The organism is Acinetobacter sp. GW821-FHT01E09 (assembly GCF_059422385.1).
In genome coordinates this window covers 2,199,507-2,214,145 of record NZ_JBWKWU010000001.1, presented here as the reverse complement: position 1 = coordinate 2,214,145, position 14,639 = coordinate 2,199,507, and the positions used below count along the sequence as shown (strand labels likewise).

Below are 14,639 nucleotides of genomic sequence, written 5' to 3'. Positions count from 1 at the left end.
TTATGTTTGACTAGAAATTAGCATTCAACACTTTGGCAGGTACAGTATTTTTCCAAATATCTCGCAAAGTAGGTAAATAGAATTTTTCACCTAACTCAACCAATTCAGCGTCAATCAATGCATGTGTTTCATGCATAAATAAGTAGTCCAGTTCAACCGTAGACAATTGTTGCTGCTTTTTTGCAAATTCTTTACGTTTGGCTTGAGCTTGTTTAAGCAGTTGGTCTGCGAAATTTTTATTCTTATATTGGCTAATCGCTTGTAAACGTAACTCAATCACACCCCAACCTGTAAGGAGTTTCTTAAAAATCTCAAAATCTTCAGTTGTAGATTCCCAAGTCATTTTATCCAAGTCTTCATCATCAGGAAGTACTGGGAGTAAAATTTCCATTACACTTGGAAAAATCTTTTTGAAATTTAAAATAAATTTAACAGGGTGCTCACCAGGGTAATCTTTAAACTGCACATTTTCCTGAACATCTGTTAAATAAATTGATAACATTAAAAAATCCTTAATTAAAATACTGTTTACTATAACGTTATTGGTCATCTTGCAGCCTAAATACAAAATAAAAATAACATGAAAACAGCGAAAGAAATGCATTCTAACAATTATGACAGTTTATTCAATGCCAATTGCAGTATTCACCTGTTGTCGATCAAAGATATTGGTGGGTGAATAAAGCTGATTCTTGTAAAGAACTAAACTTGATCAAACTCAGTGACCAAAAACTCGATTAAAGCTTTTACCGATGGTAATAGGCCTCTTCTAGAAGTATAGGCCAAATGAATAAGCTCTGGCATCGGTTCCCACTCAGGAATCACTTTAACCAGTCTGCCCGCTTTTAAGTCTTCAGCAATAATTAATTCAGGTAGTTTTGCAATTCCCAAGCCATCTAAAGTCGCTAAATGCAATGCACTTAAATCTGTAGTCGTTAGCCTCGGCTCATCCTTAACCACATATAGTTCATTATTAGAATTATAAAGATTCCAATGATATTCAAAGGACAAAGACTCCATCATTAAAATAGGCAATCTTGTTAATTCTTCTGGTGTTTTAATCAAGAAATGTTGATTCAACAAATCAGGGCTTGCGACAATAAATTGTTTTGAAATGGATAGGCTACGTACAATCAAATCACTATCTTTTAAAGGTAAGGGTCTGATCCGAATTGCAACGTCATAACGTTCATTAAACAAGTCTACCTTTCTATTTGTCGCTCCCACATGTAATTTAACTTTCGGATAACGCGCTAAAAACTTATTCAACATTTTACTGACATTAATATGCAATAAATTTGTAGGACAAGAAATTTTTACAATTCCAGTCGGCTCTGCGCTTAACAGTGCAATTGCCTCATCAGCTGATTCAGCTTCCACAAGCATTGCTTTACAGTGTTGTAAATATATGTTCCCGACATCTGTAATCGAAATTCTTTTGGTGGTTCGATTGAGAAGTTTTACTCCTAAACGGTTTTCCAATTCCGCAACTCTTCGACTTAACAATGATTTGGTCACACCCAACGCATTACTTGCAGCTGAAAAGCCGCCATATTCAATCACTTTGGTAAAATAATACAGGTCATTTAAGTCTTTCATCATATCCCCCTTAAATATCGCAACTGTTCTTTATATAAGACAATATGTCATATAAATAGCATAATTCAATATTTGTCCTACTGTTAGTATTAAAAACAGCAAATGATTGCTTAACTAAGGATATATAAAATGTCTACTCCAGCTAATTTTAATGGCCAAGCCCCAGTGATTGATGTAAATGATTCCGTTATGCTGTTAATTGATCATCAAAGTGGTTTATTTCAAACCGTTGCTGATATGCCAATGACAGAACTACGCCAACGCGCAGCAGCCTTAGCTAAAATAGCATCATTATCAAACATGCCTGTCATTACCACGGCCTCAGTTCCTCAAGGCCCCAATGGCCCACTGATTCCTGAAATACACGCAAATGCGCCCCATGCAAAATATGTCGCACGTAAAGGCGAAATTAATGCTTGGCATAATCAAGAATTCGTTGAAGCGGTTAAAGCAACAGGTAAAAAGACCCTGATTATTGCGGGTACGATTACCAGCGTGTGTATGGCTTTTCCAGCGATTAGTGCAATTGCTGATGGCTATAAAGTTTTTGTTGTGGTTGATGCATCAGGTACATATAGCAAAATGGCACAAGAAATTACCTTAGCACGTGTGGTTCAAGCAGGTGCGGTACCGATGGATACAGCGGCGGTTGCTTCAGAAATTCAACAAACTTGGAACCGTGAAGATGCTGCTGAATGGGCTCAAGTGTACACTCAAATCTTCCCTGCTTATCAATTACTGATTGAAAGTTATTCAAAAGCACAAGAAGTTGTGACAAACAAAGAAGTACTTGATTCAGTGCGTAAATAATTTTAAATCAATGATGATTTTAGACACCTTTCGAGGTGTCTAAATCTTTGTTATGACGCAGTAATGACTATTTTCATTTTGTTGCTACTTCAAGTTTAGAGAATAAATCATGTCTTTAGATTAAAAAATTAATGTACATGATCCGTCTCCTTTTCCGCTGCCTCAAGTGCGGCAGATTCATTGGCAACGTCATTGACCCATCCATAGCCATTTTTCATCAAAATGGCATAGGTTTTACCATCTGCTGTAATCGTACCCATGGTAAAATTGTCTTTAATCGTTTGAGTAATATGAAACTTCTCATTATTTTGATCTCCTCCTTCTAGAGAGCCTGACCAACTGACAATATCTTCATCTGGATCTACCTCTATACGTTCTATAACGGCCTGTCTGTTTAAACCATAGCCTGGCACATTAAATACGATTTGATCGCCGGTATTCTTCGCCTCTAAGGTATATAGATCATTCCTCAGAAATATTCGCCCATCTTTTTTTTGTGCATCTGTCAAAGGAACAGGATTATGCATAGACACGGTATCAACAGTACTCAAATTGAACATCTGTTGATTGAAAATTCCTGCACGTAATTTGTCTTCATCCAGCGTTACAAGTTTACGGCGAGCATGGCTGTCTTTTATACGTTGCAATACTTGTGTTTCGGTTAGATTTGTATTTAGCTTCGGTGAATTCACTTGATCGATTTGTTCATTTTGTTTAGACGCAATCGCTTTAGCTGTATCAGCTGTCTCCTGTTGACCTGAGATGAACCAAGCCAACAAAGAAACCACCAAAACAGTTAAAACAACGGAAATAATGAGATATATCCGTTTATTCATTATGGATTAACCGCCACTAAAAATTTTGAAATGGCTTCAACATTCTCATTAATTTTTCTTAAGCCATCAAATTTGTCAGTTTCACCTAAACGCACACCATATTCAGGACTATAGATATTTGGGCTTGAATATAAGCCAATTTGATTTCCACCCATAATGGTACTACCTAAAGGATGACCGAATCCCCAGTTATAACCTGTAGTTCGATCAAAACTATGTCCGAGTCCCATGTTATGCCCTAACTCATGTCGCATTGCAGTAATACCACAACCATAGTTATGTGATCCGATCATGTTGTACTTGCTCGGTGTGCTATTTACATAGGCGAGACCGCAACCCGAATGATCTGTAATGGTATATATCGCATCGGCCCCTGTTCTGGTTCTTTCCGCTTGTACAGTGGCATCTGAACGTCCTAAATTAATCGCATCACCGAGTGTCGTTCCAGGAATTCGATAATCCAAGTATCCGACTTCTTTGTAGTAGGCTTTTGCTTGCGAGTTTTCAAGCGCTTCATTGGTTAATCTGAGTGCTTCACGGGCTTGAATTTTTGCAGCAGTTGCACCGAGTTTATCATTGACTACCGGGCTATTCACAAGCAATAGATCAATCTGATAGCTATCGGTGTTCCAAACCCCATTGTTAAATACCAAACGGATTTTATCGCCTTTTTTTAAGCTTGCACTAATGTTGCTACCTGAAACTGTAAACGCTGTATCCGCAGAATTAGATAAAATAACCTTGTCACCAGACTGAGCCATTGGCAAATTTACAACAGGTGCCCATTGCGCATTATCAGCGGTTATTTCAACGACAGGGGTTTTAAATGTGAAACCTTGTGCAGCGGTGTTTGCAGTGAATACGGTTTTAGGAGACGAAGCCAACACCCAATACGATTTATCTGCAATATAAATGAACTCGTAACGATTGCCCTTATTGAGTTTTAGGGTTGCGGTGGTATTGGTATTTTCATTTTCAATCACTGATTGCCAGCTTGCAGTTGAGCTAACAATGATACGATCTCGATCGTTTGCTGTTTGCGGTAATTTTAATGAAGACACCCACGCCCCATCAGCAAAACGAATTTCTGTTTTAGCTGCAGTTAAATTTTGCAAAGCCGTATTTAATGCCGCAGTATTACCATTGATCACGTTGATAATACGTGTCGGAACAGACAGTGGAAGCCATTTACTCAGTTCTTGATTATATTGAAAGATATATGCATCATTTTTATTGACAACCAATGTACTTGGAAATAAAGCATTTTGTGAATTAATTTTGGAGGATTTAAGCGCATTAGACTTAACCACAAGGATCTGGCCATTCTGACCTGTTTGCGGTAAATGAATTGTCTCAGTCCAAGCAGCATCACTTACAACATATTGGGCCTGTGATTGTTGAAATACGGGAATGGTATTGCCATTTTTTTCAGGCGTAAAATTGGCAGTTTCAGGCGCATAAAACTCCCATTTTCCATTACTAAATTTAAAACGATAACTGTTTCCAGACTTTAGTGTGAGAACGCCTTTTTTTTCAATATTTACATTACTTAAATCAATATCACTGTCATAACCCGCAGTTGATTGAATTGTAATTAGGGCACCTTCTTTTGCTACATTCGGTAAGGAAATATTCTTTACCCAATTGCCATTGGATACACTAAATATCAGATCATCATAGCCTGTTGGGATGATTCCACTCTGGTTATTCTGGTTTGGTGATAGTGTGGTTGCGGCTATGGCAAAAGTGACCATACCACTTGTAATGAAGACTGTAATAACTTTTCTTTTATTCATGTTATACCTGAGTCAATATTATAAAGTTGAGCTGACACTATAAATTAATTTTTATTGAAAAATAAAATTAAAAATTGTTAATAAAATCGATAAAACCAACAGCAACCCTAGGTTTCATTAAATTACAAATATCTGATATATAAATAAAAGTAAATATTACAACCCAAAAACAATGTAGAGCTTATAAAATAAAACTTAGTAAAATCATCAATCTAAACCAATCAATAATTCGTGAATTATCCTTCTTTTTTTGTTGAATAATCGCTGAGTTTAAATCTCAGTATTGCAATATAGAAATTTGATATTTCTATAGATGATTCAACCCATTAAAATTATTTTTATATCATCTAATCCACATTGATTTTCACGTCTTTATTTTCTGGATTTTTAAATTAAGAAATAACAATATCAATAACTTAAAAAAATAATATTAAATTTCTAAAGCAATATTTTCTATTCAAAAGAGTAAAAATCACAAAAAAAGTGTCCTCAAAGGATATGGTCGCTAATTATTCTAAATGGTAAAAACTTTTAATCGCTTAACAGTTTCATGTTGGATAACCACAATGATCACGGAAAGTCATCAAATTAAAGCAAGAAAAGTATATTTCGATTTTTCTGAGTCTTCTGTATGTTGGATGCCAGATGATCCACTCTGTTCACATATCGCCAATGGTATCAATATGCTTTTGCCTGCGGGCGAGTTTTGGTTTTGTCGAGTATTTAATAAAACCCTTCCACATATTAGCGATGAAAAATTAAAACAAGAAGTTATTGGCTTTGTCCGTCAAGAAGCTGCACATGCACGTGCACATGAAAAAGTACAAGACTTTTTAAGAGAAAATGGCTATGACATACAAGAACCATTAAATCGTGCCCATCTTGTTTTCAACATTCTATTAGGTGACAAACCATTAGGAATCCCTTTTTTAAAAGGGAAAAAATTTGACGAATATTGGTTAATCTTTCGTGTAGGTGTTATTGCAGCGATCGAGCACTTTACAGGTACAATTGGGCAATGGACACTTGATAGCAAATCTTGGGATAAAGCAGATCCAGCTATGGCTGATTTATTCCGCTGGCATCTTGCGGAAGAAGTTGAACATCGTTGTGTCGCTTATGATTTGTTTGAGCATTTATTACAACAAAAGCTAGGTTTTTATGTTTCCAGACAAATCATTATGATGGGAATTTTTCCGCTTTTTATTTACTTCCTCGTTGATTTTGCTCGTAGTCTGGGCCAACAAGATACTGAACATCAACAAATCCAAAAATTAATGCGCCGTGGATTCTTTGCTTTTATTCGAGAGTTTGAAAAAACTGCAACCAAAACAGATCACCTACCGACCATTAAATACCTATGGAAAGCCACTCTACGTTGGACCTCTCCAAAGTTTAACCCAATTCATGAAGGCGATACAGAACAGGCTTTAGCTTATATGTCACGTTCACCCGCTGTTCAGTATTTTGAGAAAACGGCGCTCAATTAGAGGGTCATCACATAATAAAAATGACCATAAAGCTCGGAAGAAACATGGTTAATGCGAGTCCTATAACTCCTCCAAATTCAAAATAAAAAAGCACCATAAGGTGCTTTTTTAAACGACTGATGCTTTCTCAATAAATCATCAAAAGTATAGTCGCTTACAACTCATTATTTCGCGTTTGGACGTACCATTTTTTCAGGTTGTACCACTTCATCAAACTGTTCAGCCGTGACAAAACCAAGTTCTATCGCAACTTCTTTTAAAGTCTTATCTTCTTTATAAGCCGTTTTAGCAACTTTAGCTGCATTTTCATAACCAATCACAGGATTCAGTGCTGTTACTAACATTAATGAATTATGTAAGAAGTAATCAATTTTTTCACGATTTGGCTCAATTCCTACAGCACAGTGTTCGTCGAAGCTGTTACATGCATCGCCAAGCAATTGAATCGACTGAACAAGATTATATGCAATCACAGGCATATAAACATTCAGTTCAAAATTCCCCGCTGCACCTGCAAAATTAATCGTGGTGTCATTCCCCATTACTTGCGCAACCACCATGGTCATTGCTTCACATTGGGTTGGGTTGACTTTACCAGGCATGATGCTTGAACCAGGTTCATTCTCAGGAATACGCAACTCGCCCAAACCACAACGTGGTCCACTTGCTAACCAACGTATATCATTGGCAATTTTATTTAAACTCGCAGCTAAGGTTTTCAATGAACCAGAAGCAAATACAGCAGCATCACGACCAGCAAGTGCTTCAAACTTATTTGGATTACTGATAAATGGCAACCCCGTCAGTTTGGCTAATTCTTCCGCTGCTTTGTCTGCATATTCAGGATGCGCATTTAAACCTGTACCAACAGCGGTTCCACCTAGTGGTAACTCATAGAGCCACACCAAAGCCTGTTGTAAACGTTTTAGTCCATGATCCAGCTGTGAAACATAGCCACTGAATTCCTGACCTAATGTAAGTGGTGTTGCATCCTGTAAATGAGTACGACCAATCTTAACAATATCGTCAAACGCTTCAGATTTGCGATGCAAAGTGTCTCGTAAGCGTTTTACTGCTGGAATAAGCAATTCATTGATTTGTACCGCAGCAGCCACATGAATCGCTGTTGGAAATGAATCATTGGTAGATTGCGCACGATTGACATGATCATTCGGATGCACTGGCTTTTGCGAACCTAATGGATTACCTAATTTTTGATTGGCAATATTGGCAATGACTTCATTACAGTTCATATTACTTTGCGTACCTGAACCTGTTTGCCAAACCACCAAAGGAAATTGTGAATCCCATTTGCCTGAAATTACTTCATCGGCAGCATCGACAATGTACTGTGACAGATCATGCGGAATTTGGTTTAAGCTGGCATTGGTTATTGCCGCTGCCTTTTTGACCAACCCCATCGCTCGAATCATCGGGCGCGGCATATGTTCTGTACCAATTTTAAAGTTTTCTACGCTTCGCTGAGTTTGTGCGCCCCACATTGCTTCGCTTGGGACTTCAACATCGCCCATTGTGTCATGTTCAATACGTGTTTGCATTTTCAACCTCTTCTTTATCCATATCTTATTTTCAAGTTAAAGCTTGTTTTGACAACATCTGCGTAAAAACACCAGCTTCAGCGAAGCGATTATGCTAAACAAATCAACCAAACATGTAAATGATAATTATTTACAATAATCATCTATTCTGGATTTTTATCGATTGTTTAAGGTATTTTGATAAAAACGCCATTCATCTTCAATCATTTGTTTAAGAGAGCGCTGTGCTTTCCATTTTAAAACCTCAAAAGCTTTTTGGCTGGTAGATGCAACCTGATCCAGTTCATCTAATTTATACACCGCATCAATTTGATGGATTTGACTCGCTGTAACCTCTTCGATCAAGTTGATCAGGTTTTGTATCGAACTGACAGGACCTGCAATATCAAAACTTTGATAAACATTGCCCTGCTCATGTAGCCAAAGAATAGTTGATTTAATTGCTTCACACACGTCAAGAACATGGACAAAGCTACGCTCAGTCGTTTTATCCGCAGTCTCTGAATTACGTTGTACTTCAATTAGATCACGTTGTTGAGCTGCAACTTGTAAAGCCAAAGGGACAACATTTTTAGGTAGTGGTGCAACAAACTCACCCAAGACGCCATGCTCAAATGCACCGACGACATTTGAAACTCTTAAAATGGCAATTTTCCATTCTTCATCAGTTTTGAATGTGTCTTTAATGATTTCTTCAATCATTTGCTGAGATTTTATGTAAGGATTAGGGTAACTATAATTAAATGCGGTTTGTTCATTCAGCTCTAAACTTGATTGCGCATAAACCATAAGGCTAGAAAGATGTACCAAATTTCTGACACCGGTACGCTGCATCGCGCGCAATAAACTCATAATACAACTGAGATTGTCATTATAATATTCAAGTGGTTTTAGGTTTGACTCTTCAATAGACTTAAAACCCGCACAATGCACAACGGTATCTATTGAATATTGTTCAAATACTTTATTTAAAGCGGGGGTATTACGAATATCAATTTTGACAAAGGGAATATACATTCCTGTAATAAATTCTAAGCGCTCTAAGCATTGCAGATTGGCATTGGCTAGATTATCCACAATGACGACCGCTTGCCCTTGAGCTAGCAAACTTAAAACCACATGCGAGCCTATAAAGCCTAAACCACCAGTCACTAAAATCATTGTATACTACCTATCATTATCAAGTTTGAATGTTGCAAACTGTCCATTCTCCAAGTGAATCGCCATCAAATGAGTACTTTATTACTAATCACCGCAGCACCGACTTCAATCCATGCATGGCATGCATTGGGTTTAGCGCAGGCACTGCAAGCTGAAGATCAAGAATTTCGTGTTTTCTTTTATCAAGATGGTGTACAAGTTGCGAACAACTTGCAATGGGTTCCTGACGATCAACGTAATTTATCTGTAGAATGGCAAAAACTCTCAATTCGACTTCCTGTCTGTGTGAGTGCTGCATTAGCGCGGGGGATAACAGATCAAGAGAATGCCAAACGTCACCAAATTCCAGCCGATAATCTTGCAAAAGGCTTTGAGCTTGTGGGTTTAGGCGAACTTGCAGATGCTGTTCAATCTACAGATCGTATCATTCAATTCTAAGTTGATCATCCCATTAGCGTGTTGCATTTAAAAGGTAATTTGTGTGAATACTGTGCTCGTTGTGATAACTCAAGCAAATTTAAATACATTGCAGATACATGAAAGCTTGTCAGCAACCATGGTGCTTGCAACTTTTGGCTGTAAAGTCAAAGTGTTACTTAAAGACGCTGGATTAAGCCTACTTAAATCAGAAATGGCTTTTAGCCAATTAAATCACGTATTTAAGCTTGCTTCAAATCTGGTCGATAGCTTTGAATTCTATGATTTAACACCAGTTTTAGTAGAAAATATGAATAAATCCTCGACTTTTGTTACTCAATCACAACAAGAGTTGGAGTTTGTAGAACTGAATGCTGAATTTATTCAGTCTTTTGATCATGTATTGTATTGGTAAGCTGTGGATGGAAAGTTCAAATGTCAGATAAAACGCTTTATTTAATTCAATCTTCTTTTATACATACAGACCATATATTGAATCAGTTAGATCAGCTGTATGTTTCTCATGATCACATTGTTTTAATGGGTGATGCGGTACTGTTTGCAGCAGATCAGCGTTTAACAAACAAACAGAATCTTTATCTTCTTGAAAATGATGCTGAGATTTTATCTGAATCCATTCCTGAAAATTTTAAATCAATTTCTTACCCACAATTTGCTCAGTTGGTTTTAGACTTTAGCCGTTGTATCAGTTTAAAATAGTGGGCTAGGTTGTCAATTATCTTCGATTTTTTAAAAATCAATCTTTGATGTTTTGTTGATCAAAAGTTACATTGTTTCAGTTGTTTTGTTTAGGTGGTTTTATGAGCTTTGAGTTAGACCAAGATGGTCATTTAGTAGATTACACCATTTGGAATGAACAGGTTGCCCAAGAGTTAGCACAAAGTTTAGATCTACAACTGACCCCATGGCATTTTGAAGTGTTGCATGCAGTACGTCAATTTTATACCCAGTTTGGCCACTCTCCTGCGACTCGTCCACTGATTAAATTTTTAATGAAAACGATCAATCCAGCAATTGATAATGCTGTTCTACAAGATAAGTTTAATACTGGACTGGTTGCCCGCCATTTAAGCCGTTTGGCGGGTATCCCTAAACCTGCAAATTGTTTGTGATCGGTCAGTAAATATTAAATATTGATTCATTAAGTTCAATATCAGATCAAACCCATCAATATAGCAAGTAAATATCTAAACTGGCGATAGCATAAATTATTTCACTTTCTTCCTGAGAAAATCCCATTGGTATTTAAAAAAATATTTTAGTGTTTGATTTGGATTGACTGCAGTTTTATTTTTTAAATTAACGCCATCCGAATGATCATAATCTAAAAAATTAGCTGTAGTACCCTGTATAAATTGAAAGCTCGATCCTTTGGCTGTAATTTTCTGTGATTCAAACAAATGATCTAATCCAAAACGATGCCCTAATTCATGTACCACGACTTGATTAAATATATTTTGAGGACAGTTAAATAAGGTAACGCTGTCACCACCAGCACCAACTGCATTCTTTATCTCTACAGTTGTTACGAAAACATAATTTTTAGTCGCTAAGTTTTTATCTTGATATTTTTTATAAAACTTAGTTAAGTCACTTAAAAAATAACCCGTGTCATTTATATTTAATTTATTCAAAGATATATTAACATCATCGTCTTTGCTACGATATTTGTTTAAATCAAATGTTGGGGCATTTTTTATTTCTACATTAATTAAAGCTTGGTTAAATGAGTTATGCTTTAAAAAATTTTCATAATCATGTGAACGGCTTGGTTTTTTTCCATCAGTTATAACGTCTACAAAGATAACCGATATAGTAGGAATCACAGCATTATGATAAAGCATTAGCTTCCCAACTTTCTCTTGGGTCTCTCCTTTTATTGCTGTTACAATGATTTCTTCATGTTTTTGCAAAGCACCTGTGCACTTAATATTCACTATTTCTGAAGCTAGATAATAAATCTCTTCTTCTCTTTTAGTATCTTCGCCTAAATCTCGCGTCATTTTTTTGGCGTAAATAAAATCTTCGACACTGAGCTCTGCTGGTTCAATAATAATATTCGGATTTGAAACTTCAAACTTAATCTTTGTTCCATCATTTTTTAATGAAAAATTATTTTCTGAATCTAATAGTCTCAACTCTAAAATAAGCCTAACCCCTTGATTGACAGGGTTAGAACTATTGTTATCCTCCTGTGAGCTTGGGTACATTGCTAACCATGCAGGGATATATTCTGTGCCAAATGGGCTAATTTTGGTAATTTGGTCTTGAGTATATGTCGCTTTTAATGATTGTATCGAACCATTGACTAAAGCAACTTTGTTTCCAAATTTTGTTGCTGCATTCGGTCTATAGTTGGTTAATTTTTTAAAGTATTCAGGTCTGTACCAATCAAAACCATAACTTCCATCATATATGTTATCTTCACATCTTCGAAAATGAATCGTAAACTTCTGTAGGCACGTATCACAGGTACTTCCGACTGTTGGGCTTGAACCAATTCCCATTCGATTACTCCATATTAAATATTTTATAAATTATTAAAATTTTGCATCAGTTAAATAAGTATATAAAAGTGAATGACTTGATCAAAATTATCTGTTTAAAAAATCGCTCTATTCTTTATCAAGCAATAAACCTTATTTTCTAAACTAGGATTACAGTTACTGTTTTTCATACTTTTACTTATTAATTTAAATTATATATTTTTTAAATTGAACAATCATATATTTTATATCTTTTTAACAAAAATCAAAAATAATATCAGTAATTAAAATTTCAAATTACTTGCTACGCTTCATCTAAACATTTTCACCAACACTAAAGATCATGAGTGCACATGTCTTTATATTTTTATGATATTTACCAACAACTTAATCTAAAATTAATTCATGATAAATATTGAAAATCAGCTAGGGAATAGCAATCAAGCTAATTTTTTCTGCGCTAAGTATTGGAAAAACGCAGAGCTAACGATTGGCTTCACCTGTCTTGCATTCACCGCCTGCTGACATTCTGAGCATACCAATATCGGAGTAAACTCATGACCACAAACGGTATGTTGATACACCATAGGTGCACCCAGCCCCTCATCCATCCACTTATCCGCCCATGCCACCATGGTTAATAAAATAGGATATAGATCTAAGCCCTTTTCAGTTAAGCGATATTCATAACGCTCTTGTCGATCGACATAAGCCACTTTAACCAGTATTTCATGCTCAACCAAACGTTTTAGCCGTTCAGACAATACATGTCTTGTCACACCTAAATTTTCTTGAAAATCATCAAAACGACGTAAACCCATAAAAGCATTACGTAAAATAAGCATGGTCCATCGATCACCCAATACAGATAATGTACGCGCAATTGAACACGGTTGATTGCCTATTTCTTCCCATTTCATACGAAGTTCCAAATTACATTTGTAAATTTAAAATACCATTGTTGAATACTATGAAATAAACAGAAAAAGAAAGATAGTATTTCAGGGATTTTTTTTACATTCATTAAAATTAAGCGACAAGTGCTTATGCTTTAACAAGGATGACTCACAACTAAAAGTAGCGTTAGTCAACATTTAAAAATGCTGAAATATTTTAATGCTCAAAAACAATAAAAGCCCATTTCTGGGCTTTTATCTTAAAATTAAATTTACTTATTCAACAACTTGTCCACGACACCAAACTTTTTGAAAATACTTGCTCGGCGTTTTGGATAAATACTGGCCTTATTTAAATCACCTTTGTAATGATCAAATACACGCTTATCCATAATTTTAAACCACCACGATGGGATCATCGCTGGCAACAGCATACTTGCATAACCGCTTGGTAATTCAGGTGCTTCATCAAAGTGACGTAACGCTTGGAATGGGCGTGTCGGAAAGGCATGATGATCTGAATGACGTTGTAACTGATATAAGAATAAATTCGTTACGATGTTGTTATTGTTCCAACTATGCTCAGGCATTGTGCGTTCATATTTGCCATTTTCATCTTTCTGGCGCAACAAACCATAATGCTCAATATAATTGATGATCTCAAACAACGTAATACTATAAGCTGACTGGGTTGCCAAATAAGGCAAAATACCTTTACCAAATAACCCGACCATAGATGAATGGAATGCTGCGGTCATTGTCCAGCCTTGCAATAACTCATTATCTTTAGACCAGAATCCAAGGCCCTTACGTTTAAGACGGTTGGTTTCAATTTCAATCGCTGATTTAAATGAACCAATGACGGTACGTGGTAAAAACTCATAGAGGGTTTCACCCATTTGCGATGAAGCTGGATCTTCAGGCGTTGCAGCGCGTTTATGGTGTCCATAAGGATGTTCGATACGGAAATGGTTATAACCTGATGGAACCAATGCCAAATGCGATAAAATATGGTCCATACGGTCATGCTTATGGCTTAACTCATGTGCTGTGTTAATGGCAATACCATTAATTGCACCCATTGAGACACCAAGCAAAATCTTATCTAAAAGTGATGTTTGTTTACGCCCCACCAGATAACAAGCATATACATTGGCGACATATTGAATCGGAATAAAAGATTTGACCAAACGTGAATAATACGGATCTTGCTCAAGTAATTTTACATCTTCACTGGTCGGATTGTTTTTATCCTTACCAATCAATGAATCTATGGCTGGAATAATCACATGCAGTACCAGTGGCCCACCCAATGCAAAAACTTTTTTCAGTGGCTTAGGTGCAACATGATATCCCGCTAAAATTCCTAACCCAATCACTGGAAGTGATGGGCTAATCATCCAAAGATAACGCTTTTTATCAAGTGCCAAACCTGACTTTGGTTTTAATTGTTGCAATTGCTGCTCTGTCAGTTGAACTGGTGCATTCATGGCTATATCTTCCCTATCTTTCTACTTAGTTATATATTTATGTAAAATTCAACTTAAAGACAGTTGTAAGCGTCCATA

The 14,639-nt window shown here is 36.3% G+C and carries 15 protein-coding genes; 6 read left to right on the top strand and 9 right to left on the bottom strand.

Annotated features, from left to right (window positions below):
• Positions 1-10 precede the first annotated feature (10 nt).
• Positions 11-502, bottom strand: coding sequence for a hypothetical protein (locus AC07U8_RS10115; protein ID WP_004821426.1), 492 nt, complete (start codon positions 500-502; stop codon positions 11-13).
• 200 nt (positions 503-702) lie between these two features.
• Entirely contained in the window at positions 703-1,599 is an 897-nt protein-coding gene (locus AC07U8_RS10110) for a LysR substrate-binding domain-containing protein (RefSeq protein WP_494737799.1), read from the bottom strand.
• A 129-nt stretch (positions 1,600-1,728) separates the two neighbouring features.
• Here AC07U8_RS10110 and AC07U8_RS10105 point away from each other — a divergent pair, with 129 nt between their 5' ends.
• Positions 1,729-2,409, top strand: a complete 681-nt coding sequence (locus tag AC07U8_RS10105) for a hydrolase (protein WP_004821422.1) — start codon at positions 1,729-1,731, stop codon at positions 2,407-2,409.
• Between the two features lie 128 nt (positions 2,410-2,537).
• On the opposite strand, the gene cpaB is transcribed toward AC07U8_RS10105, so the two are convergent.
• Both cpaB and cpaA read right to left on the bottom strand, forming a co-directional pair.
• On the bottom strand, positions 2,538-3,245 hold the full coding sequence (cpaB, locus tag AC07U8_RS10100; protein ID WP_494737798.1) for a metalloprotease secretion chaperone CpaB: 708 nt from the start codon (positions 3,243-3,245) through the stop codon (positions 2,538-2,540).
• Positions 3,245-5,041 carry a metalloendopeptidase CpaA gene (cpaA, locus tag AC07U8_RS10095; protein ID WP_494737797.1) on the bottom strand — a complete coding sequence of 599 codons (1,797 nt, stop codon included), beginning with the start codon at positions 5,039-5,041 and terminating at the stop codon, positions 3,245-3,247. The genes cpaB and cpaA overlap by 1 nt, the downstream gene beginning before the upstream one ends.
• 566 nt (positions 5,042-5,607) lie before the next feature.
• Here cpaA and AC07U8_RS10090 point away from each other — a divergent pair.
• Entirely contained in the window at positions 5,608-6,531 is a 924-nt protein-coding gene (locus AC07U8_RS10090) for a metal-dependent hydrolase (protein ID WP_151802977.1), read from the top strand.
• A gap of 164 nt (positions 6,532-6,695) precedes the next feature.
• On the opposite strand, the gene fumC is transcribed toward AC07U8_RS10090, so the two are convergent.
• Both fumC and AC07U8_RS10080 read right to left on the bottom strand, forming a co-directional pair.
• Complete coding sequence (gene fumC / locus AC07U8_RS10085; RefSeq protein WP_004821410.1) at positions 6,696-8,090, bottom strand: class II fumarate hydratase; 1,395 nt, start codon at positions 8,088-8,090, stop codon at positions 6,696-6,698.
• Positions 8,091-8,246: 156 nt separating this feature from the next.
• Positions 8,247-9,251: an SDR family NAD(P)-dependent oxidoreductase gene (locus AC07U8_RS10080; protein WP_004821408.1), complete on the bottom strand. Its 1,005-nt coding sequence runs from the start codon at positions 9,249-9,251 to the stop codon at positions 8,247-8,249.
• Between the two features lie 69 nt (positions 9,252-9,320).
• Between AC07U8_RS10080 and tusD the strand changes: the two genes are divergently transcribed.
• The 4 genes from tusD to AC07U8_RS10060 all read left to right on the top strand — a co-directional run bounded on the left by tusD (position 9,321) and on the right by AC07U8_RS10060 (position 10,801).
• Entirely contained in the window at positions 9,321-9,689 is a 369-nt protein-coding gene (gene tusD, locus AC07U8_RS10075; RefSeq protein WP_004720599.1) for a sulfurtransferase complex subunit TusD, read from the top strand.
• Positions 9,690-9,732: 43 nt separating this feature from the next.
• Positions 9,733-10,083, top strand: coding sequence for a hypothetical protein (locus AC07U8_RS10070; RefSeq protein ID WP_166782519.1), 351 nt, complete (start codon positions 9,733-9,735; stop codon positions 10,081-10,083).
• Positions 10,084-10,103: 20 nt separating this feature from the next.
• Positions 10,104-10,388: a DsrH/TusB family sulfur metabolism protein gene (locus AC07U8_RS10065; RefSeq protein ID WP_105712710.1), complete on the top strand. Its 285-nt coding sequence runs from the start codon at positions 10,104-10,106 to the stop codon at positions 10,386-10,388.
• 101 nt (positions 10,389-10,489) lie between these two features.
• Positions 10,490-10,801 carry a TusE/DsrC/DsvC family sulfur relay protein gene (locus AC07U8_RS10060; protein WP_004821403.1) on the top strand — a complete coding sequence of 104 codons (312 nt, stop codon included), beginning with the start codon at positions 10,490-10,492 and terminating at the stop codon, positions 10,799-10,801.
• A gap of 96 nt (positions 10,802-10,897) precedes the next feature.
• Here AC07U8_RS10060 and AC07U8_RS10055 read toward each other — a convergent pair whose 3' ends face one another.
• The 3 genes from AC07U8_RS10055 to AC07U8_RS10045 form a co-directional block, all read right to left on the bottom strand.
• On the bottom strand, positions 10,898-12,196 hold the full coding sequence (locus tag AC07U8_RS10055) for a hypothetical protein (RefSeq protein ID WP_494737796.1): 1,299 nt from the start codon (positions 12,194-12,196) through the stop codon (positions 10,898-10,900).
• Between the two features lie 419 nt (positions 12,197-12,615).
• Complete coding sequence (locus tag AC07U8_RS10050; RefSeq protein ID WP_004821399.1) at positions 12,616-13,095, bottom strand: winged helix-turn-helix transcriptional regulator; 480 nt, start codon at positions 13,093-13,095, stop codon at positions 12,616-12,618.
• 248 nt (positions 13,096-13,343) lie between these two features.
• A complete protein-coding gene (locus AC07U8_RS10045) occupies positions 13,344-14,561 on the bottom strand; it encodes an alkane 1-monooxygenase (protein ID WP_096734064.1) in 1,218 nt (405 codons plus the stop codon).
• Positions 14,562-14,639: the final 78 nt, after the last annotated feature.